Genomic DNA, 20,323 nt, shown 5'->3' on the forward strand with positions numbered 1-20,323 from the left:
TTTTACTTCCCTGTTGGTCGGCCGCTTTTAGCGCGGCACTTTACCTGATTGTCGTGGCGGTTTTACATCGCTCAGATCCCCGCCGGAATGTTCAGCGGATCGCGCTTGATCATCTTGGGGCTGTTGAGCTCCTTCCACTTGCTGAGCGCGACATTGGCGCTCGGGAAGGCTGGGCGCGGCACGAAACGCCCACGTCCCGGTTGCGGCTGGCTGTTTTGACCCCAAGCCCAGATCACCTCACCACGGCTGAGGGTATAGCGGCTCTGTGCCTTGACCTCGAAGCCCTCAAAGACGTTGTAATCAAGGATGGAATGGTGGTTCGCCGGGCTGATCGTCTTGCTGATTTTCGGGTCCCAAACCACGATATCGGCATCGGCCCCTTCAACGATCGCGCCCTTCTGCGGATAGATGTTGAGGATCTTGGCGATATTGGTCGAGGTCGCGGCGACGAATTCATTGGGCGTAAGCCGCCCCGTCTCTACCCCTTCGGTCCAAAGCACGGCCAGACGTTCTTCCAGCCCGTTCGAGCCGTTGGGAATGATCCGGAAATCATCGCGGCCCGCACGCTTCTGCTCGGTGCTGAACGCCGCGTGATCCGTCGCCACGACCTGCAAACTGCCCGCCTGCAACCCGGCCCAAAGGCTGTCTTGGTGGTCTTTCGAGCGGAACGGCGGCGACATGACGCGCCGCGCGGCGTGGTCCCAATCTTTGTTGAAATACTCAGACTCATCCAGCGTCAGGAATTGGATCAGCGGCTCGCCATAAACCCGCATCCCCTTCTGCCGCGCACGCCGGATCGCCTCATGGGTCTGCTCGCAAGACACATGCACGATATAGAGCGGCACGCCCGCGGTATCGGCAATGGTGATCGCCCGGTTCGCGGCCTCGCCCTCAAGCTCGGGCGGGCGGGAATAGGCGTGGCCCTCCGGCCCGGTGATGCCCTGATCGAAATACTTCTGCTGCAACTCGGCCACCAGATCGCCGTTCTCGGCATGGACCATCGGCAGCGCGCCCAACTCGGCACAGCGTTTGAAGGAGGCGAACATCTCATCATCCTCGATCATCAACGCGCCTTTGTAAGCCATGAAGTGCTTAAAGCTGTTCACCCCCATGTCGACGGCGTCTTTCATCTCGTTAAAGACGTTTTCGTCCCAGCCGGTGACGGCCATGTGATAGCCGATGTCGCTGCAAATCTGCGGTGCCGACTTGCGGTGCCATTCGTTGATCGCGTTCTTGATGCTGCCATCGGCGCCTGGCAGGCAGAAATCGACCACCATCGTGGTGCCGCCCACTGCGGCGGCCCATGTGCCGGTCTCAAAGGTTTCGGCTGCCGTTGTGCCCATGAAAGGCATCTCTAGGTGCGTATGCGGATCGATCCCGCCGGGGATCACATAGGCGCCCTCGGCGTCGATATATTCATCGCCCTTCAGGTCTTCACCGATCTGCTTGATCTTCTCGCCCTCGATCAGGACATCGGCTTTCCATGTGCGGTCCGCCGTGCAGACCATGCCACCCTTGATTACCTTGCTCATGTTCTTCCTCCCTCTCCGATCAATAGAAATGCAACCAGCGCTAGACCAATACCGATCGTGAAAAGCAGGATAGCGAAACGATAAAGGTGCGCCCGTGTTGATGCCGTTTTCTCATTTTCGGCAATGTCGAGATCGAAGTTTTGGCAAAACCCCAGAAGCACACCATGGTAGTCCGCGTCGTCGTCGATCGCCTTTTCAAGCTCGCTCGCAGTCCCGCCTGCCGAATATAATTTGCCTGGCATCGCAGAAAGTGACGAGAACAGCGCAGCACCACTAAAAAATACTGCTGATCCAATCCGTAGAAAAATGCTTCCTGCATCTGCCAGTGCACCAAAAACTAGTGCTGCGGCAGCAATCGATAGCGTGGAAGACACTAGTGCTCGCTGGTCGGCAGCGCTTGCAATACTGGCCTGAAGTTGAAGTCGATCATAGCACCGGCTATAGCTTAGCTCTATCAACGTTTTAGCATTATCCGATAAGGTATTTGTCATGAGCGATAAACCAAGTGACGGTGGCGGCCCGAAAAAGCCTGCACAAGCCATCGCAATCCCGCGCCAAAAACCGCTGACACGTAGCGCACATCTGACGTACACTCAAAAGCCATCAAAAAAACCGCCGAAGAAGAAATAGTCACTGGATAATCCCCGCTGTCTCCAGCACCGCATGGAGCAGCACATCCGCCCCCGCCTTGGCCCAATCCTTGGTGATCTCTTCGGCCTCATTGTGGCTCAGCCCGTCAACGCAAGGGCACATCACCATCGCCGTGGGCGCCACCCGGTTGATCCAGCAGGCATCATGCCCCGCGCCCGAAATCAGGTTCATATGGCTATAACCCAACCGCTCTGCCGCGTTGCGCACGGCGGTGACGCAGCCATCGTCAAAGGCCACGGGATCAAATCCGCCAACCTTTTCAAACTCGATCTGCACTTCCATATCATCGGCGATTTTTTGGCCCTCGTCGCGCAGACGGGCCTCCATATCCTCGATCACCGCCAGTTCGGGTGACCGGAAATCGACAGTAAAGACCGTCTTGCCCGGGATCACGTTGCGCGAGTTCGGGTAGACTTCGATATGGCCTGCCGCCCCCACCGCATGGGGCGCATGGCTCAGCGCGATTTCGTTCACCTTTTCCAGCACCCGCGCCATGCCCAGCCCCGCATCGCGGCGCATCGGCATCGGGGTGGAACCGGTGTGGCTGTCCTTGCCGGTGATCGTCACCTGCGTCCAACTCAGGCCCTGCCCGTGGGTGACAACGCCGATGTCCTTGCCCTCGGATTCCAAAATCGGGCCCTGTTCGATGTGCAATTCAAAGAAGGCATGCATCTTGCGCGCGCCCACTTCCTCGTCGCCCTTCCAGCCGATCCGCTGCAACTCATCGCCAAAGGTTTTGCCCTCGGCATCGGTGCGCGCGTAGGCCCAATCCTGCGTGTGGATGCCAGCAAAAACCCCCGACGACAGCATCGCGGGGGCGTAACGGGTGCCTTCTTCGTTGGTGAAATTGGTCACGACGATCGGGTGTTTGGTCTTGATGCCCAGATCGTTCATCGTGCGGATGATCTCCAACCCGCCGAGCACGCCAAGGATGCCATCGTATTTCCCGCCCGTCGGCTGGGTGTCGAGGTGGCTGCCCACATAGACCGGCAGCGCATTGGGGTCGGTGCCCTCCCGCTGGGCGAACATATTGCCCATCTGGTCAAGACCCATGGTGCAGCCCGCAGCTTCGCACCACTTTTGGAACAGGGCGCGGCCTTCGGCATCTTCGTCGGTCAGCGTCTGACGGTTATTCCCCCCCGCAACGCCGGGGCCGATCTTGGCCATTTCCATCAAGGAATCCCACAGACGGTCAGGATCAATCTTGAGGTTCTCTCCGGGCGCGGGCATAGGTCACTCCTCTGTCATCGGCTTGGGCCGTGTTGTTTTTTTACCATTTGGTAAATCCACGATTGCGATTAGGTTAGGGTCTGTCAAGAACTGGTTTGAAACAACCCACCGCCGATCCGGCAAACGCCTTTTTTAGCAGCACCAAGGATCATTGCCTTGCCCGAAAGCACCGCCAAAAAACCCAGCCGCATCCAAAGACGCAACCGCCGGGTGATTCTAGATGCCGCGCTCGAAGTCTTCTCGAAACATGGCTACCGGGGCGCCACGCTGGATCAGATCGCCGCCGAGGCTGGGCTGAGCAAACCGAATATTCTCTATTACTTCAATGGCAAAGAAGACATTCACGTCACTTTGCTGTCGCAGCTTATGGAGACTTGGCTCGACCCGCTGGTGGAACTAGACCCCGACGGCGACCCCCGGCGCGAGATTTTGGACTATGTCGAACGCAAGCTGACCATGTCGCGCGAATTGCCGCGCGAAAGTCGGCTGTTCGCCAACGAAATTCTGCAGGGCGCGCCGCGGATTGAGCCAGAGCTGCACCGCCACCTCAAACCCCTATTCGACGAAAAATGCGCCGTGATCGCGGGCTGGGTGAGCGAGGGGAAGCTGCCCCCGCTGGATCCGCAGCATCTGATATTTTCCATCTGGGCCACGACGCAGCACTACGCGGATTTCGAGGCGCAGGCGCAAGTCCTGCTCGAGCCCGAGACCGATCCCCGCCCCCGCGCGCAGGCGCATCTTCAGGCGATGTTTGGCGCGCTTTTGGACCTTCCGGCGCAGTAAACGTGCCGTTAACCTTAACCTCCGAAACGGGCGTCGCTTAACGGCTTGTTAGCGGGTTTCGCGCAGTCTGCCCGTGGGTGTGGGCTCCTTAAGATGAAAAGGGGCAGTGATGAATGTAGGTTTTTTGAACGGCGCAAAGGCTGCGCAACAAACTAAGGGGTCTGATGAGGCGGCGATTGACCGAACCAGAAAGCACGACCAGATGGCACTCGATGCGGCCATGGCGCTGCTTGCCGCGCGGGGTAATCTGGCAGAGATGAGCTTGCCACCGGCCACGCATACCGCCGCCCCGACGCTCAGGAAATCCTGAACGCGGGGCGACGGATCTCGCCTTACTCCGCTGGCTCAACTGCTTTGGCAGAAGGGTTGTTGGGGTGCGTGGTCCAGTTGGCGTAGTCGGGCGTGACTGTCTTGCCAGTCCGCAGGTCAGTCGCGCCCGCGGCCAGTGACTCCATCGAGATACAATCCTCGACCGGGCAGACATTGACGCAAAGGTTACAGGCCACGCATTCCTCGTCGATCACCGTGAATGTGCGATCTTCGGACATGGCAATCGCTTGGTGGCTGGTGTCTTCGCATGCGGCAAAGCAGCGGCCACAAGAGATGCACAAGTCCTGATCGATCTTCGCCTTGGCGACGTAGTTCAGGTTCAGCTGGTTCCAGTCGGTGACATTCGGCACCGCGCGGCCCACAAGCTCATCGACCGAGGTCATGCCCTTCTTGTCCATATACTCCGACAGGCCCGAGATCATCTCTTGGACCACCTTGAAGCCATAGGTCATCGCCGCCGTGCAGACCTGCACGTTGCCCGCGCCAAGGGCCAGAAACTCCGCCGCGTCGCGCCATGTGGTGACGCCGCCGATGCCGCTGATCGGCAGGCCATGGGTCTCAGGATTACGCGCAATCTCGGCCACCATGTTGAGCGCGATGGGCTTCACCGCCGGGCCGCAATAGCCGCCATGGGTGCCCTTGCCGTCGATCATCGGCTCGGGCGCAAAGAGATCCAGATCGACCGAGGTGATCGAGTTGATTGTGTTAATCAGGCTTACCGCATCCGCGCCGCCGCGCTTGGCGGCCTCGGCCGGATAAAGCACATTGGTGATGTTCGGCGTCAGCTTCACGATCACCGGCATCCGCGTGTACATCTTGCACCAGCGGGTGACCATTTCGATATATTCCGGCACCTGCCCCACGGCAGAGCCCATGCCCCGCTCGGCCATGCCGTGCGGGCAGCCGAAGTTCAGCTCGATCCCATCCGCGCCGGTCTCTTCCACATGCGGCAGGATGGCTTTCCACGCCTCTTCCTCGCAAGGCACCATGATTGACGCGATCAGCGCGCGATCCGGGTAATCACGTTTGACCGCCTTCATCTCGCGCAGGTTCACTTCCAGCGGGCGGTCGGTGATGAGCTCAATGTTGTTGAGCCCCAGCAGACGCCGATCCGCGCCATAAATCGCGCCATATCGCGGGCCGTTGACGTTCACCACGGGCGGGCCTTCCATGCCGAGGGTCTTCCAGACCACCCCGCCCCAGCCCGCCTCATAGGCGCGGCGCACGTTGTATTCTTTGTCCGTCGGCGGGGCAGAGGCCAGCCAGAACGGGTTGGGGGATTTGATCCCGATGAATTCGCTTCTCAGATCAGCCATGTTATGTCTCCCTCTCGGCGCGGCCTCAGCCCGCCGCCCCCATCAATGTGGTGTGAATGTCGATCGCGGCATCGCGGCCCTCGGCCACGGCGGTCACGGTCAAATCATCGCCACCACTGGCGCAGTCACCGCCCGCCCAGACACGATCAAGGCTGGTGCGCCCGGTGCCATCGACTTTGATCTTGCGCCCGTCGAGATCGGGCAGCCCGTCGCCCAACAGCGTCTGACCAATAGCCTTGAACACCTGATCCGCTTGCAGGCGCAGGGTCTGGCCCGTGCCTTTCATGGCCTCATCGACATATTCAAATTCAATCTCGCGCACCGAGCCATTGCCATGCACCGCAATCGGCACCGCATGGGTCACGATCCGCACCCCTTTCGAGGCTGCGAGGTCTTGCTCAAACACACTCGCGTTCATCCGGTCCCGCCCACGGCGGTAGACCAGCGTCACGTTCAGCGCGCCCAGCAGTTTCGCCTGCACCGCCGCGTCCACCGCCGTCATCCCGCCGCCGATCACCACCACGTCGCGGCCAATCGGCACGCCTGACATGTCGCCCGACTGGCGCAGCTCCGAAATGAAATCGACCGCATTGGCGACCCCGGCCTTATCCTCGCCTTCGGCCCCAAGCGCATTGACGCCCACCAGCCCCATGCCGAGGAAAACCGCGTCATAGTCGGTCTTCAATTCCTCAAGCGTGACATCCCGACCCACGGCAACCTCATGCCGGAAGGTGATGCCACCGATCAGCATCAGCCAATCCACCTCGGCCTGCGCAAAGCCGTTCGGCGTTTTGTAAGCAGCGATGCCATATTCGTTGAGCCCGCCCGGCTTGGGCCGTGCATCAAGGATTTCGACCTCATGGCCCAGCATCGCCAGACGGTGGGCGCAGGACAGACCCGCAGGGCCCGCACCAACCACAGCGACACGTTTGCCCGTCACGGCCGCACGCTCAAAAGGATGCACGCCTTGGGCCATCAGATGATCCGTCGCATAGCGCTGCAATTGGCCAATTAGCACCGGCTTGCCCTCGGCCACCTCACGCACGCAGACCTCCTCGCAAAGCGTCTCTGTCGGGCAGACCCGCGCGCACATGCCGCCAAGGATGTTCTGGCTCAGGATCGTCTTGGCCGCCGCATCCGGCGTGCCGGTGGCGATTTGCCGGATGAACAGCGGAATGTCGATGTCGGTCGGACAGGCCGTCATGCAAGGTGCATCATGGCAGAAGTAACAGCGGTCCGCCGCGACCAGTGCCTCGTGTTCGTCCAAGGGTGGATGGAGATCCGAAAACCCCTCTGCGTAGTTCTGCGGCTCTAACCGCCCCGGAACGATCCCCGGCTCAAAGACATCACGTGCCATATCAAAATCCCTGTCGTTTTCTTGGTGTTTTGAAAATGCTCACACGGAATCATTTTTTTATCAACTGGTAAATTTTTGAAAAACGCGTCTTCCCGAAAAACCCGTGACGCCTGCCAGTTTTGTAACAGGCAGGTTATATTTCATGGGCGCTTCCTTGCTTGCCCCATGCCGCCCCGTAAAAAACCTTGATTTTAAAATTAGAGATTCCAATATCACAACTGCGACGCGAAGACTTTTCGACCCGGCTGCCCTAAGGCTCCAGCGATCACGAATTCGACCGAGCCGCGCTGCCGCATGTTGCGGGCAGATCAGACAGAGGGAGACACGGGTCATGGCTACTGGCACCGTCAAATGGTTCAACACGACAAAAGGCTACGGCTTCATCGCGCCGGACAGCGGCGGCAAAGACATCTTTGTCCACATATCCGCAGTAGAGCGCGCAGGCCTGACCGGGCTTGCCGACAATCAAAAGGTTACCTTTGATGTCGAAGCAGGCCGTGATGGCCGCGAAAGCGCGAGCAATATCGCGCTGGCCTGACCGGGCCACATTTCGATGATCGAAACGGACGCTGCGGCGTCCGTTTCTTGTTAGCGGGTCTCTGCGGCCTGTGCGGCAAGCTCAGCCACCGCCGGGCCGATATCATCCACGATCAGCGCCACGCCTTCGGCATTGGGATGGATGCCATCCCCTTGAAAATAGCGTTGGATCGTCTCGCTCCGCGCGCTGGCCGCGCCCTTTTCCTCGGCAAGAAGTCCGGTAAAGAAATCCGGGTAGAACTGCGTTCCATGGGCTTCGGCCAAGTCGGGATAGAGCGCTTCGAAATCGGCCTTATACCCCGCGCCGTAGTTGCCCGGTGCCGACATGCCGACCAGCAGCACCTCAACCTCGGCGCGCTTTGCCGCCGCAAGAATGTCTTCAATGTTGCCGCGCGCCTGCGCCGGGTCCAGCCCGCGCAGCATGTCATTACCCCCGAGTGTCACGATCATCGCGTCGACATCGGGCGTCAGGGTCCAATCCACCCGCGCCCGCCCGCCAGCGGTCGTATCGCCCGAAACACCCGCGTTAACGATCTTCGCCTCAACGCCTTCGGCATCCAGCCAGGCCTGCAATTGCGGCACGAATCCCTCTTCGGCGGGCAGGCCATAGCCTTGGGTCAGACTGTCGCCAAGGGCGGCGATCACCACCTCTTCGGCCTGTGCGGCGCTGCCTAAAATAAAGGCACAACAGATCAATACCTTGCGCATCCTTCACGGACCTCCATATCCAACTGATACTCAGAACAAAGGCGGCCCGATGAGCGACCCAGTCTATGACCTTCAAGATGTCACGCTAAGCCTCAAGGGCAATGCTGGAACCGTCGATATTCTGCGCGGCATTTCGCTGCAGGTCCAGCAAGGGGAAAGCATCGCGCTGACCGGGGCGTCGGGATCGGGCAAATCTTCGCTGCTGATGGTCATGGGCGGGCTGGAGCGTGCCACGGGCGGTAAGGTTATGGCCCTCGGCCATGATCTCAGCGCGCTGCGCGAGGATGGGTTGGCCCAGTTTCGGCAAGGCCGCATGGGGATCGTCTTTCAGTCCTTTCACCTCATTCCCACCATGACCGCGCTGGAGAATGTCGCCACCCCGCTGGAGCTTTCGGGGGCGGAAGATGCCTTTGACCGTGCGCGCAGCGAGTTGGAGGCTGTCGGTCTTGGCCACCGCATCGATCAATACCCTGCGCAGATGTCAGGCGGCGAGCAGCAACGCGTGGCCCTCGCCCGCGCCGCCGCCCCGCGCCCGGCGATCCTGCTGGCGGATGAGCCGACAGGCAGCCTCGACAGCCGCAATGGGGCCGCGATCATGAACCTGCTGTTTGAGCTGCGCGACCGCCATGGCGCCACACTGGTGTTGGTGACCCATGCCGACGATCTGGCCGCGCGTTGTGACCGGGTGGTGCAATTGGCCGACGGGCGTCTCGCATGAGCCTGTCCCTCGCGGCCCGTTTTGCCCGCCGTGAAATGCGCGGCAGATTGCGCGGTTTCCGTCTGCTGCTGGCCTGCCTCGCGCTCGGCGTGGCCGCTTTGGCCGCCGTCGGCTCGGTCCGCGCTGCGATTGAGGCGGGGCTGGAAGCCGAGGGTGCCGCACTTTTGGGCGGCGATGCCGAGCTTGATTTCACCTATCGATCGGCCAGCCCTGATGAGCAGGCGTGGATGGCCGAGCGGGCCGAGCGTGTCTCCGAAATCGTTGAGTTCCGCTCCATGGCGGTGGTCGGCGCGGGAGACACCTCAGAACGCGCTTTGACGCAGGTCAAGGCGGTGGACGACCTCTATCCATTGATCGGTGAGATGGTGTTGGACCCGGCCTTGCCGCTGGAGCAGGCGCTTGAGATCGGGCCCGAAGGACGGCCCGGCGCCGTGATGGAACGTGCCTTGTCGGACAGGCTCGGCCTTGCCCCGGGGGATGTTTTTGCCCTCGGCGAAACCGAATTTCGCCTTACGGCCCTGATTGAACGCGAACCAGATTCCGCCGCCAGTGGCTTCTCGCTCGGTCCTCGCACGCTGGTGCGGCGCGCCGCGTTGGATGGCTCGGGCCTGCTCGCACCGGGGACGCTCTTTAACAGCAAGTATCGGCTCGATCTGCCCGAAGGCACCGCGCTTGATCCGTTGGAAGCCGAGGCCGAGGCGCGGTTTGCCGACGCCGGGATGCGCTGGACCGATGCCCGGAACGGCGCGCCCGGCGTGGCGCGTTTCGTCGAACGGCTCAGCGCCTTTCTGGTGCTGGTGGGGCTGTCGGGCCTCGCGGTGGGCGGGGTTGGCGTGGCGGCAGCGGTGCGGGCCTATCTGCAACGCAAGACCGCTGTGATCGCCACCTTCCGCGCCATGGGCGCAACCCGGGCGACGATCTTTCAGACCTACTTCATTCAGGTCGGGCTGCTGGCCGTGATGGGCGTGGCGCTTGGCCTGCTGATCGGTGCCGGGCTGCCTCTGTTGCTTTCCCCGCTGATCGAAGCGCAACTGCCCCTCCCCGCCCGTTTCGCGATTTACCCCGCCCCGCTGGCCGAGGCCGCGCTATACGGGTTGCTCACGGCCGCGCTTTTCACCCTTTGGCCGCTGGCCCGCAGCGCTGACGTGCGTGCCGCCACCCTGTTTCGCGATGATTGGCAGAGCCAATCGCCTCTGCCCGGCGCGCCCTACCTCGTGGCGATGGCGCTGCTCCTGTCCGCGCTTTTGGCGCTGGCGGGCTGGTTTAACGGATCGTGGTCGCTCACGCTTTGGACGCTTGGCGGCTTGGCGGCGACGCTGGCTGTGCTGGCGCTGGCGGCAGCCGTGTTGCGGCTGATCGCGCGGGCCGCAGCCAAACGCGTGCGGGGGCATCCCCGCCTGCGGTGGGCGCTCGCCGCGATTGGCGGGCCGGGCGAAGGGGCCACGGCGGTGGTGCTGGCGCTTGGGCTGGGCCTGTCGGTCTTGGCGGCGGTGGGCCAGATCGACGGCAATCTGCGCCGTGCGATTTCGGGCAATCTGCCGGATGTGGCGCCGTCTTATTTCTTTGTCGACATCCAGAAGGATCAGATCGACGGCTTCACCGAAAGGCTCACCAGCGACGCGGCAGTCGGCCGGGTTGAAAGCGCCCCGATGCTGCGCGGCGTGGTGACCGAGATCAATGGCCAACCGGCCCAAGAAGTGGCGGGCGATCACTGGGTGGTGCGCGGCGACCGGGGCATCACCTATGCCGCAGAGCCGGGCGAAGACACGCGGATCACGGCGGGCGACTGGTGGGCCGAAGACTACACCGGCCCGCCGCAGATCAGCTTTGCCGCCGAAGAGGCCGAGGAACTGGGGTTGAGCCTTGGCGACAGCCTGACCCTCAACGTGCTGGGTCGCGCCATCACCGGCGAGATCACCAGCTTCCGCGAGGTTGATTTCTCCACCGCCGGGATCGGCTTTGTGCTGACGATGAACCCCGCTGCACTGGCCGGCGCGCCGCATAGTTTCATCTCGACCGTCTATGCCGCGCCAGAGGCCGAAACCGCGATCCTGCGCGATCTAGCCGAAGCCTACCCCAACATCACCGCGATCCGGGTGCGCGATGCAATCGACCGGGTGGCGGGAGTGCTGGCGGGGCTGGCCTCGGCGATCTCGGTGGGGGCGCTGGCGACGCTGGTGACAGGCTTCATGGTGCTGATCGGCGCGGCAGCCGCAGGCACGGGCGCGCGCAGCTATGAGGCGGCCTTGCTGAAAACCATGGGCGCTTCGCGACGAACCATTGCCAGCAGCTTTGTGCTGCGTGCGGCCCTGCTGGGTCTCTTTGCCGGGGGTGTCGCGCTGTTGGCAGGCATCGCCGGGGGCTGGGCGGTGAGCCATTACGTGATGGAGACCGATTTCACCGTGGTCTGGCCCAATGCGCTGATGATCATCGCAGGCGGGGTGCTGGCGACGGTCTTGGCGGGCTTGGGCTTTGCACTGAAGGCGCTGAACGCCCGGCCTGCGGATATGCTAAGGGCGCAGGAATGATCCCGCGCCCTTTGGCTGTCTTGGTGGTCTGATCACTCCGCCGCTTCGGCGTAGTCCTCCAGCGGTGGACAGGTGCAGATCAGGTTGCGGTCGCCGTGCACGTTGTCGACGCGGTTAACCGGCGGCCAGTATTTGTCGACCCGGAAGGCCCCCGGAGGGAAGCAGCCCTGCTCGCGGCTGTAGGGCCGGTCGCCCCATTCCACCACCAGATCCTCCACCGTATGCGGCGCGTTTTTCAGCGGATTGTTGGCGCGGTCCATCCGGCCCTCTTCGATCTCGCGAATCTCTTCGCGGATCGCCAGCATGGCGTCGCAGAAACGGTCCAGCTCGGCCTTGGTCTCGGACTCCGTTGGCTCCACCATCAGCGTGCCCGCGACCGGCCAAGACATCGTTGGCGCGTGGAAGCCGCAATCGACCAGACGTTTGGCGACATCTTCGTTGGTGATGCCCGCGGTTTCCTCATAGGGGCGCACGTCGATGATGCACTCATGCGCCACCCGACCGCTCGGCCCTTTGTAAAGCACGTCATAGGCCCCTTCGAGACGCTTGGCGATGTAGTTGGCGTTCAGGATTGCGGCGCGGGTCGCCTGCGTCAGACCGTCACCGCCCATCATCAGGCAGTAAGACCAAGAGATCGGAAACAGCGAGGGCGAGCCGTAAGGCGCCGCCGAGACCGCGGCCCCCTCTTCGTTCGGGTGGCCCGGCAGATGCGCGATCAGATGCGATTTCACACCGATGGGCCCCATGCCGGGGCCGCCGCCGCCATGCGGGATGCAGAAGGTCTTGTGCAGGTTGAGGTGGCTCACGTCGCCGCCCAGATCGCCGGGGCGCGACAGGCCCACCATGGCGTTCATATTCGCGCCGTCGATATAGACCTGACCGCCGTGGTCATGGGTGATCTTGGTCACCTCATGCACGGTTTCCTCGAACACACCGTGGGTCGACGGGTAAGTGATCATGCAACCGGCAAGGTTTTCGCTGTGCTGCTCGGCTTTGGCGCGGAAATCGTCAAGGTCGATGTCGCCATTCGCGGCGGTCTTGATGACCACGACCTTCCAGCCCACCATCTGCGCGGAGGCCGGGTTGGTGCCATGGGCGCTCATCGGAATAAGGCAAATGTTGCGATGCCCCTCACCCTTGGCGCGGTGATAGGCGGCGATCGTCAAAAGCCCCGCATATTCGCCCTGCGCGCCTGAGTTCGGCTGCATCGAAATCGCGTCATAGCCGGTGATCTCGCACAGTTTGTCCGAGAGATCGTCGATCATTTCCTGATAGCCAAGCGCCTGATTGGCGGGCACGAAGGGATGGATCAGCGAGAATTCACGCCACGTCACCGGCATCATCTCAGCCGCCGAGTTCAGCTTCATCGTGCAAGACCCCAACGGGATCATCGCCCGATCCAGCGCCAGATCACGGTCCGCGAGGCGGCGCATGTAGCGCATCATCTCGGTCTCGGCCCGGTTCATGTGGAAAATCGGGTGCGTGAGGTAGTCGCTCGTGCGGACCATCGCGTCGGGCAGGCGGTACTCAGGCGTAAAATCATCATCCGCCTGACGGATGCCAAAGGCACGCCAGACCGCTTCGATGGTGTCGGGGCGGGTGCGCTCGTCCAGCGTGATGCCAACCTTGGTCCCGCCCACACGGCGCAGATTAATGCCTTCGTCCACGGCGGATTTCATCACCGCGGCCTGCAAGGGGCCGACCTCGACGGTGACCGTGTCGAAATAGCTCTCGGGCTGCACGTCAAAGCCAGCGGCCTCTAGGCCCCTCGCCAGACGCACTGTCTTGCGGTGGATGCGCTGCGCGATGGCTTTCAAGCCTTCCGGCCCGTGGAACACGGCATACATCGACGCCATGACGGCCAGCAGCGCCTGCGCGGTGCAAACGTTCGAGGTCGCCTTCTCGCGGCGTATGTGTTGCTCGCGGGTTTGCAGCGACAAGCGGTAGGCGCGGTTGCCATGGGCGTCGATGGACACCCCAACAATCCGCCCCGGCATCGCGCGCTTCATGGAATCCTTGCAAGCCATATAAGCAGCGTGGGGGCCGCCATAGCCCTCGGGCACGCCAAAACGCTGCGTGCTGCCCACGGCGATGTCGGCCCCCATCGCGCCCGGCTCTTTCAGCAGGGTCAACGACAATGGGTCGGCAGTGACGATGCCCACGGCTTTGGCCTCATGCAGGGCCGCCATGTGATCGGTGAAGTCGTGCACATGGCCGTAGGTGCCCGGATACTGGAAAATCGCGCCAAAGACCTTCTCGGCGTCCATCTCCTCGGGCTCTCCGACGATCACCTCAATGCCTAAGGGCTCGGCGCGGGTCCTCATCACGGCGATGTTCTGCGGGTGGCAATTGCTGTCGATAAAGAAACCCTTGGCCTTGGATTTCGAACTGCGCTGCGCCATGGTCATCGCCTCGGCGCAGGCGGTGGCCTCATCCAGAAGCGACGCATTGGCGATTTCCAACCCGGTAAGGTCGCTCACCATAGTCTGGAAGTTAAGCAACGCTTCCAGACGGCCCTGCGAAATCTCGGGCTGATAGGGCGTGTAGGCGGTGTACCATGCGGGGTTCTCAAGAATATTCCGCTGGATCGCCGGAGGCGTGACGGTGCCGTGATAGCCCTGCCCGATCAGGCTGGTGAGCACCTTGTTCTTGCCCGCAACCTTGCGCATGTGCTCAAGCACTTCGCGCTCGCTCATCGCCTTGCCGAAATCAAGCGGCTGTTTCGCACGGATCGCCTTGGGCAGCGTGTCGTCGATGAGCGCATCAAGGCTTTCGGCGCCCACGGTGTCGAGCATCTGCGACATTTCGGAAGGGGACGGGCCAATGTGACGCCGGTTGGCGAAATCATAGGGCAGATAATCGGTGGGCTTGAAGCTCATGTCGGGTTCCTCGTCACGGCGCGGCAGGGCGCCCCCTGTTTGTGGCGCGCCGCCCAAAGCGGGCGACGCAGGTGATCAGCCGCGCACCGGTCCCCCGGCACGCGCGGCGGTTTAGCCGATGAATTTCTGGTAGGCGGCTTCGTCCATGAAGTCGTCCATCTGGCTGGCATCGGTGACCTTCATCTTGAAGAACCATGCATCGCCCTGCGGGTCATCGTTGACCATGCTGGGGTTGTCCGTGAGCGTGCTGTTGACCTCGGTGATCTCACCGTCGATCGGGGCGAGGATGTCCGACGCCGCCTTGACGGATTCGATCACGACAACTTCGTCATCCTTGCTCACGGTGGTGCCTTCGTCGGGCAGTTCCACGAATACAACATCGCCCAACTGCTCGGCGGCGTGCGTGGTGATGCCCACGACCACTTCGTCACCCTCGACGCGCAGCCATTCATGTTCTTCGGTAAATTTCATATCGGATTTCCCTGTGTAGATTCAGCGTTTGAAGTTCGCCGCAACGAACGGCATTTTCGTGACAGTCAGTGGCAAGCGCTTGCCGCGTACCTCGCCCCAAAGCGGCGTATCGACCTTCGCATGCTCGGCGCTGACATAGCCCATGGCAACCGGGCCGCCAACCGTCGGACCAAAGCCGCCAGAGGTCACTGTGCCAACCTCGTTGCCGCCCTCGGCGGCATCGAAAATCGCCACCCCTTCGCGCATCGGCGCCCGGCCCTCGGGCAGCAGCCCCACCCGCTTGCGCGGCGCCCCATCGGCCAGTTGCTGCAAGATCACGCCCGCACCCGGAAAACCGCCCGCACGCTCGCCGTCATTGCGCCGCACCTTTTGGATCGCCCAGTTCAGCGCCGCCTCAACCGGCGTGGTGGTGGTGTCGATGTCATGACCATAAAGGCACAACCCGCCCTCCAACCGCAGACTGTCACGCGCGCCCAGACCGATGGGCTCGACCTCTTCCAGCGCCAAAAGCTTGCGCGCCAAGGCCACGGCATCTTCATTCGCGACCGAAATCTCGTAACCGTCTTCGCCCGTATAGCCCGAGCGCGACAGGGTGACGGTGATCCCGTCAATGTCGACATCCTTGGCCACATCCATAAATTTCATATCCGCCACCAAGGGCTGCAACCGGGCCAGCGCCGCTTCGGCTTGCGGCCCCTGCAATGCCAGCAGCGCACGATCTTCGAGCACTTCGATCTCACAACGATCCGACAACGCCTCTTTCATCAGGGCGATGTCATCATCCTTGCACCCGGCATTCACAACAACGAACAGATGATCACCCAGATTGGCCAACATCAGATCGTCCAAGATACCACCCGTGGCATCCGTAAACATCGCATAACGCTGGCGCATCTCGGCAAGCCCCAGCACATCAACCGGCACGAGGCTCTCCATCGCCAAGGCCACATCCTCATAGCTGCCCGACTTGGCCCGCAGCACGACTTGCCCCATGTGGCTCACATCAAACAACCCGGCGGCGGCGCGGGTGTGCAGATGCTCTTTCATCACGCCAAGAGGGTATTGCACGGGCATCGAATAGCCCGCAAAGGGCACCATCTTGGCCCCCAGTTCCACATGCAAATCATGCAATGCCGTCTGCTTGAGATCGCTCATCCGGTTCGCCTTTCCTGTCGCTTCCGGATGACCTTTTGACCATGCCGGCACCTCTGCGCAGCGTCTGCCGCGCATGATGCCCCCTCTGTCCTTCCGCCTGAGATCGTTATCCCTTCGGCGTGCGCATCCGCGCATCTCTCCAGAGTTTTTGGTCACGTCGCGGTCCTGGGGCCTGAGAGTTTCCGGGGCGGTTGCTCCTTCGGCATCGGCGTTAACCGATTCTCCCGTGACGATTGGGCCTTTCGTATGCCGCCGCATACCTCTGCGTCAAGCATGGTTGTAGCCGGATACGACACATGTTTTGGTGCGCGCGACAAATACAGGACCTTTCGCGCATGACTCCCTATTTTTTCGGCTACGGCAGCCTTGTGAACCGCAATACCCACACCTACCCCGACGCCCGGCCCGCGCGCCTCGACGGCTGGCGGCGCAAATGGGTCCGCGCCGAAGGGCGCGACATCGTATATCTCAGCGTTGTTCAGGATCAAAGCACCCGCATCGACGGGCTCATCGCCGCCGTGCCGGGCGCGGATTGGGCGGCGCTGGACCAGCGTGAATACAGCTACGAACGCCATGCCTCAGGCGGCGCCGTGGTCCATGATATCGTCCCCGCGCCCGACATCGCCCATTACGCCATCCCGCTTGAAATCACGGTCGACCACGGCGATCACGTGATCCTGCTCAGCTATCTTGATGTCGTGGTCCAAGGCTTCTTGCGTGAGTTCGGCACCGATGGCGCGGCGCGCTTCTTTGACACCACCGAAGGCTGGGACACACCTATCCTGAACGACCGCGCAGCGCCCCTTTACCCGCGCCACCAGACCCTAACGCCAGAAGAAACGGCCGTGGTCGATCACCACATCGACCGCTTGTCGCTGCAGGTGAAATCACGCGACGAAGTCCCCTTCACAAAGAAGAACTTCTAACCGGTTCATTCATCCTTTTTCAAATACCCGCGGGGGTCCGGGGGCAGCGCCCCCGCCTGCCCTCGGCCCGCCTCAGCCGCGTGCTTTCACGGTCTGCAACAGCGGCATAACCTGCGCCATCTCCGGCCCGTGTTCCTGCCCCGTCAGCGCCAAACGCAGGGGCCGGAACAACCCGCGCCCCTTGCGCCCGGTGGCCTCTTTGACCGCGGCAGTCCAGCTTGACCACGTCTGCTCATCAAAGGGCATCTCCGGCAGCAGCAGCATGGCCTGAGCCACGAACTCGCGGTCTTCCTCGGCAATCACCGGCTCGGCCCCGTCGCGGAACATAACCCACCACGCATCAAGGTCTTTCAGCGTCGAGATATTTTCTCGCGTGACGGCCCAGAACTGCCCCGCCTGATCTTCAGGCACGCCAATGGCTGTGATGTCGTCTTTCACAGCCTCAAGCGGCAGCTGCTGCAAATAGCGCCCTGTCAGCGGGAAAAGATCTTGAACGTCAAACTTCGTGGGGGCCGACCCAAAACGGTTAATGTCGAACCCATCGATCAACTGCGCCATCTCGGTGCGCAGTTCCACCGGATCGGACGACCCCAACCGCGCCATGAGGCTTAGCAGCGCAAAAGGCTGAACCCCCTGCTCCCGCAGATCACGTAGGGCCAATGTGCCCAAGCGTTTGCTTAGCGCTTCACCCTGCGGACCGGTCAGCAGTGAGTGATGCGCAAAGGACGGCACAGCGCCGTTGCCCAGCGCCTGCATGATCTGAATTTGCGTCGCGGTATTGGTCACATGGTCCGATCCGCGCACCACATGGGTCACGCCCATATCAGTGTCGTCGACAACACTCGCCAGCGTATACAAGATTTGCCCATCTCCGCGGATCAACACCGGGTCACTGACCGATGCCGCGTCGATAGAGATGTCGCCCAGAATACCGTCGTCCCATTCGATCCGCTGGTGATCAAGCTTGAACCGCCAAACACCATCGCCACGCTCGGCGCGCAGCGCGGCTTTCTCATCGTCGGAGAGATTCAGCGCGGCGCGGTCGTAGACCGGCGGCTTGCCCATGTTGAGCTGTTTCTTGCGCTTGAGGTCCAGCTCTGTCGGCGTCTCGAACGCTTCATAGAAACGGCCCTTGGCGCGCAGGTCTTCGGCGGCGGCGTGGTAGCGGTCCAACCGTTCGGACTGGCGCTCAACTCGGTCCCATTCCAAGCCCAACCATTCGAGGTCTTGCTTGATCCCGTCGACATATTCTTCGCGGCTGCGCTCGGGATCGGTGTCGTCGATGCGCAGGATGAAAGTGCCGCCCGCCTTGCGCGCGATGAGGTAGTTCATCAGCGCGGTGCGCAGGTTGCCCACGTGGATATAGCCAGTGGGGGACGGGGCGAAACGGGTGATCGTTGGGTTGGACATCTGGCGTACTCCTGTTGCGCGCGGGCTTGCCACAGGGCGCGGGCGTTGTCCAGCAAAGGCGGGGGTCAGCCGCCGCCTGCTGCGGTGCCGGTCGGGGCGGGCACAACCTCGGAGGTGTCGGCGTCGGTGCCGTCGTCTGAGACGCCCTCATCGGGGGCGTCTTCCTCAGCGCCGGTCGCTGCCGGTGCCGCATCTGCGGGCTGTGCGTCGTCGGCAGGGGTCTCCGCCGCGGCGCCGGAGTCGGTGTCGGCTGCGGGATCGGCTGCGGTGTCGGCTGCCGCCCCCGCGGTTCCATCGCTCAACGCGCCGTTCTCCCAATCGCCCGAGGCTTCCTCGCCGCTGGCATAGCGCATGGTGCCGCTGCCCTGCCGCTTGCCCGCCTTGAACGTGCCCTCATAGACATCGCCATTGGCATAGGTCGCCACGCCTTGCCCTTCGATCTCTCCCTCGGTCCACTCGCCTTCGTAAACGAAACCGCTGGCCATTGTGATCTTGCCCTGACCGTGACGCTGCCCATTCCTGAACGCACCTTCATAGACCGTGCCGTCGGGATAGGTCGCCTTGCCCTGACCGTGGCGCTGACCGTCCTGCCAGCCGCCCTCATAGCGGTAGCCGTCGGCATAGGTCATCACCCCTTGGCCATGGTTGCGGGCATCTTTGAATTCGCCCTCATAGACCACGCCATTGGTATAGGTCGCGATGCCTTCGCCTTCGATCACGCCTGCCACCCAAGCGCCCTCATAGGTCGATCCATCGGGGTAGGTGATCTTGCCCGTGCCATCGGCCAGATCATTGCGGAAGGTGCCAACGTAAACCGATCCGTCGGGATAGGTCACCTGACCCTCCCCTTCGATCTGCCCGGCGACCCAAGAGCCGGTGTAGACATAGCCATCGGTGCCAGTGAACGTGCCCTGCCCGTCGCGGCGGTCATCCTTGAAGTCGCCTTCATAGGTGTCGCCGTTTTCATAGGTGACCTTGCCCTTGCCTTCACGGCGGCCCGCGACCAGCGTGCCTTCGTAGATATCGCCGTTGGGTTGGGTCAGCGTGCCGGTCCCGTCGATCTGGCCGTCTTTCCACAGGCCCACATAGACCAACCCGTCGGGCATGGTCAGCGTGCCCTCGCCACTGCGCTTGCCGCCTTCGATCTCGCCTTCATAGACGGCGCCATCGGGATAGGTGATCGTGCCAACGCCCTGTTTGACGCCATCGACCCAATCGCCCTTGTATTCATAGCCGCCGGGGCTTTGCATCACGCCCTTGCCGTGATGTTTGGCATTGCGGAACTCACCCTCATAGCGCACGCCATTGGCGTAGATCGCCACGCCTTGCCCCATGATCGCGCCCGCTTCCCATTCGCCCTCATAGGTGCCGCCATCGGCAAAGGTGATCTTGCCCAGACCGTCCGGTTTGCCCTTGGCGAAATTACCCTCATAGACCGAGCCATTGGGAAAGCGCGCGACGCCTTCGCCCTTGATCTCACCCTCGACCCATTCGCCGGAATATTCATAGCCATTGGGCAGCTTATAGGTGCCGGTGCCATGCTGAAGGCCGCCTTGAAACGTGCCCTCATAGATGCCGCCGTCGTCATATTCCTTGGTCAGCACCTGCCCGTCCTGCGCCGCAAGCGGCGTGGCCAGAAGAGCGATCAGACAGAGGGGCAAGCTGCGGTGCAACATGGGCGGAATTTCCCGATCTCGTTAGGTGTCATTTGCCCTGAGGTTACGGGTGATAGAGGGCAGAGGCAACGTGTTTGCAGGACAGGCGTGCCGGTTTCGGCGGATCCCGCGCACCC

The 20,323-nt window shown here is 62.1% G+C and carries 18 protein-coding genes and 1 riboswitch; of the genes, 7 read left to right on the top strand and 11 right to left on the bottom strand.

All coding sequences use genetic code 11. The features are described 5' to 3' along the window. Positions 1 to 71 precede the first annotated feature (71 nt). Together hydA and J3456_RS11570 are read right to left on the bottom strand one after the other, a co-directional pair. Complete coding sequence (gene hydA / locus J3456_RS11565; RefSeq protein ID WP_349580378.1) at positions 72 to 1,532, bottom strand: dihydropyrimidinase; 1,461 nt, start codon at positions 1,530 to 1,532, stop codon at positions 72 to 74. Continuing rightward, complete coding sequence (locus tag J3456_RS11570) at positions 1,529 to 2,023, bottom strand: hypothetical protein (RefSeq protein ID WP_349580379.1); 495 nt, start codon at positions 2,021 to 2,023, stop codon at positions 1,529 to 1,531. The genes hydA and J3456_RS11570 overlap by 4 nt, the downstream gene beginning before the upstream one ends. On the opposite strand from J3456_RS11570, the gene J3456_RS11575 reads away from it, so the two are divergent. Next, positions 2,022 to 2,162, top strand: coding sequence for a hypothetical protein (locus J3456_RS11575; RefSeq protein ID WP_349580380.1), 141 nt, complete (start codon positions 2,022 to 2,024; stop codon positions 2,160 to 2,162). The two genes, J3456_RS11570 and J3456_RS11575, sit on opposite strands and share 2 nt — an antisense overlap. On the opposite strand, the gene J3456_RS11580 is transcribed toward J3456_RS11575, so the two are convergent. Beyond that, complete coding sequence (locus J3456_RS11580; protein ID WP_349580381.1) at positions 2,163 to 3,413, bottom strand: Zn-dependent hydrolase; 1,251 nt, start codon at positions 3,411 to 3,413, stop codon at positions 2,163 to 2,165. It abuts the gene before it with no gap. A gap of 156 nt (positions 3,414 to 3,569) precedes the next feature. Between J3456_RS11580 and J3456_RS11585 the strand changes: the two genes are divergently transcribed. Continuing rightward, positions 3,570 to 4,196 carry a TetR family transcriptional regulator C-terminal domain-containing protein gene (locus tag J3456_RS11585; RefSeq protein ID WP_349580382.1) on the top strand — a complete coding sequence of 209 codons (627 nt, stop codon included), beginning with the start codon at positions 3,570 to 3,572 and terminating at the stop codon, positions 4,194 to 4,196. A gap of 109 nt (positions 4,197 to 4,305) precedes the next feature. Next, positions 4,306 to 4,506: a hypothetical protein gene (locus J3456_RS11590; RefSeq protein ID WP_349580383.1), complete on the top strand. Its 201-nt coding sequence runs from the start codon at positions 4,306 to 4,308 to the stop codon at positions 4,504 to 4,506. Positions 4,507 to 4,528: 22 nt separating this feature from the next. On the opposite strand, the gene preA is transcribed toward J3456_RS11590, so the two are convergent. Together preA and J3456_RS11600 are read right to left on the bottom strand one after the other, a co-directional pair. Beyond that, entirely contained in the window at positions 4,529 to 5,842 is a 1,314-nt protein-coding gene (preA, locus tag J3456_RS11595) for an NAD-dependent dihydropyrimidine dehydrogenase subunit PreA (RefSeq protein WP_349580384.1), read from the bottom strand. A 25-nt stretch (positions 5,843 to 5,867) separates the two neighbouring features. Beyond that, positions 5,868 to 7,199: an NAD(P)-dependent oxidoreductase gene (locus tag J3456_RS11600; RefSeq protein ID WP_349580385.1), complete on the bottom strand. Its 1,332-nt coding sequence runs from the start codon at positions 7,197 to 7,199 to the stop codon at positions 5,868 to 5,870. A 331-nt stretch (positions 7,200 to 7,530) separates the two neighbouring features. Between J3456_RS11600 and J3456_RS11605 the strand changes: the two genes are divergently transcribed. After that, positions 7,531 to 7,737: a cold-shock protein gene (locus J3456_RS11605; protein ID WP_067623368.1), complete on the top strand. Its 207-nt coding sequence runs from the start codon at positions 7,531 to 7,533 to the stop codon at positions 7,735 to 7,737. 50 nt (positions 7,738 to 7,787) lie between these two features. Here the strand turns inward: J3456_RS11605 and J3456_RS11610 are convergent, their stop codons facing one another. Continuing rightward, on the bottom strand, positions 7,788 to 8,444 hold the full coding sequence (locus tag J3456_RS11610) for an arylesterase (RefSeq protein ID WP_349580386.1): 657 nt from the start codon (positions 8,442 to 8,444) through the stop codon (positions 7,788 to 7,790). A 49-nt stretch (positions 8,445 to 8,493) separates the two neighbouring features. Here J3456_RS11610 and J3456_RS11615 point away from each other — a divergent pair, with 49 nt between their 5' ends. Next, positions 8,494 to 9,162 (top strand): ABC transporter ATP-binding protein, encoded by a 669-nt coding sequence (locus J3456_RS11615; protein ID WP_349580387.1) that lies wholly within the window; start codon positions 8,494 to 8,496, stop codon positions 9,160 to 9,162. Then, positions 9,159 to 11,690 (top strand): ABC transporter permease, encoded by a 2,532-nt coding sequence (locus tag J3456_RS11620; protein WP_349580388.1) that lies wholly within the window; start codon positions 9,159 to 9,161, stop codon positions 11,688 to 11,690. The genes J3456_RS11615 and J3456_RS11620 overlap by 4 nt, the downstream gene beginning before the upstream one ends. 32 nt (positions 11,691 to 11,722) lie before the next feature. On the opposite strand, the gene gcvP is transcribed toward J3456_RS11620, so the two are convergent. The 3 genes from gcvP to gcvT all read right to left on the bottom strand — a co-directional run bounded on the left by gcvP (position 11,723) and on the right by gcvT (position 16,195). After that, a complete protein-coding gene (gene gcvP, locus J3456_RS11625) occupies positions 11,723 to 14,569 on the bottom strand; it encodes an aminomethyl-transferring glycine dehydrogenase (RefSeq protein WP_349580389.1) in 2,847 nt (948 codons plus the stop codon). Between the two features lie 111 nt (positions 14,570 to 14,680). Continuing rightward, positions 14,681 to 15,040, bottom strand: a complete 360-nt coding sequence (gene gcvH, locus J3456_RS11630; RefSeq protein ID WP_349580390.1) for a glycine cleavage system protein GcvH — start codon at positions 15,038 to 15,040, stop codon at positions 14,681 to 14,683. A 21-nt stretch (positions 15,041 to 15,061) separates the two neighbouring features. Continuing rightward, positions 15,062 to 16,195, bottom strand: a complete 1,134-nt coding sequence (gcvT, locus tag J3456_RS11635; RefSeq protein ID WP_120350160.1) for a glycine cleavage system aminomethyltransferase GcvT — start codon at positions 16,193 to 16,195, stop codon at positions 15,062 to 15,064. 150 nt (positions 16,196 to 16,345) lie between these two features. Beyond that, a riboswitch (glycine riboswitch) is annotated at positions 16,346 to 16,432 on the bottom strand. 98 nt (positions 16,433 to 16,530) lie between these two features. On the opposite strand from gcvT, the gene J3456_RS11640 reads away from it, so the two are divergent. Next, positions 16,531 to 17,121, top strand: coding sequence for a gamma-glutamylcyclotransferase family protein (locus J3456_RS11640; protein WP_349580391.1), 591 nt, complete (start codon positions 16,531 to 16,533; stop codon positions 17,119 to 17,121). 72 nt (positions 17,122 to 17,193) lie between these two features. On the opposite strand, the gene gltX is transcribed toward J3456_RS11640, so the two are convergent. Both gltX and J3456_RS11650 read right to left on the bottom strand, forming a co-directional pair. Further along, positions 17,194 to 18,531 (bottom strand): glutamate--tRNA ligase, encoded by a 1,338-nt coding sequence (gene gltX / locus J3456_RS11645; RefSeq protein ID WP_349580392.1) that lies wholly within the window; start codon positions 18,529 to 18,531, stop codon positions 17,194 to 17,196. Between the two features lie 65 nt (positions 18,532 to 18,596). Beyond that, entirely contained in the window at positions 18,597 to 20,207 is a 1,611-nt protein-coding gene (locus J3456_RS11650) for an MORN repeat-containing protein (RefSeq protein ID WP_349580393.1), read from the bottom strand. Positions 20,208 to 20,323 lie beyond the last annotated feature (116 nt).

It is taken from the genome of Sulfitobacter sp. NFXS29, assembly GCF_040148765.1.
Classification (GTDB): Bacteria; Pseudomonadota; Alphaproteobacteria; order Rhodobacterales; family Rhodobacteraceae; genus Sulfitobacter.

What these genes read in the sequence shown, in the direction of transcription:
- J3456_RS11590 (WP_349580383.1), top strand. Translation starts at nt 4,306, where the DNA reads ATGAATGTAGGTTTTTTGAACGGCGCAAAGGCTGCGCAACAAACTAAG.
- J3456_RS11570 (WP_349580379.1), bottom strand. Translation starts at nt 2,023, where the DNA reads ATGACAAATACCTTATCGGATAATGCTAAAACGTTGATAGAGCTAAGC.
- J3456_RS11575 (WP_349580380.1), top strand. Translation starts at nt 2,022, where the DNA reads ATGAGCGATAAACCAAGTGACGGTGGCGGCCCGAAAAAGCCTGCACAA.
- J3456_RS11650 (WP_349580393.1), bottom strand. Translation starts at nt 20,207, where the DNA reads ATGTTGCACCGCAGCTTGCCCCTCTGTCTGATCGCTCTTCTGGCCACG.
- J3456_RS11615 (WP_349580387.1), top strand. Translation starts at nt 8,494, where the DNA reads ATGAGCGACCCAGTCTATGACCTTCAAGATGTCACGCTAAGCCTCAAG.
- J3456_RS11605 (WP_067623368.1), top strand. Translation starts at nt 7,531, where the DNA reads ATGGCTACTGGCACCGTCAAATGGTTCAACACGACAAAAGGCTACGGC.
- gcvP (WP_349580389.1), bottom strand. Translation starts at nt 14,569, where the DNA reads ATGAGCTTCAAGCCCACCGATTATCTGCCCTATGATTTCGCCAACCGG.
- gltX (WP_349580392.1), bottom strand. Translation starts at nt 18,531, where the DNA reads ATGTCCAACCCAACGATCACCCGTTTCGCCCCGTCCCCCACTGGCTAT.
- gcvT (WP_120350160.1), bottom strand. Translation starts at nt 16,195, where the DNA reads ATGAGCGATCTCAAGCAGACGGCATTGCATGATTTGCATGTGGAACTG.
- J3456_RS11640 (WP_349580391.1), top strand. Translation starts at nt 16,531, where the DNA reads ATGACTCCCTATTTTTTCGGCTACGGCAGCCTTGTGAACCGCAATACC.
- J3456_RS11600 (WP_349580385.1), bottom strand. Translation starts at nt 7,199, where the DNA reads ATGGCACGTGATGTCTTTGAGCCGGGGATCGTTCCGGGGCGGTTAGAG.
- J3456_RS11580 (WP_349580381.1), bottom strand. Translation starts at nt 3,413, where the DNA reads ATGCCCGCGCCCGGAGAGAACCTCAAGATTGATCCTGACCGTCTGTGG.
- gcvH (WP_349580390.1), bottom strand. Translation starts at nt 15,040, where the DNA reads ATGAAATTTACCGAAGAACATGAATGGCTGCGCGTCGAGGGTGACGAA.
- hydA (WP_349580378.1), bottom strand. Translation starts at nt 1,532, where the DNA reads ATGAGCAAGGTAATCAAGGGTGGCATGGTCTGCACGGCGGACCGCACA.
- J3456_RS11620 (WP_349580388.1), top strand. Translation starts at nt 9,159, where the DNA reads ATGAGCCTGTCCCTCGCGGCCCGTTTTGCCCGCCGTGAAATGCGCGGC.
- J3456_RS11610 (WP_349580386.1), bottom strand. Translation starts at nt 8,444, where the DNA reads ATGCGCAAGGTATTGATCTGTTGTGCCTTTATTTTAGGCAGCGCCGCA.
- preA (WP_349580384.1), bottom strand. Translation starts at nt 5,842, where the DNA reads ATGGCTGATCTGAGAAGCGAATTCATCGGGATCAAATCCCCCAACCCG.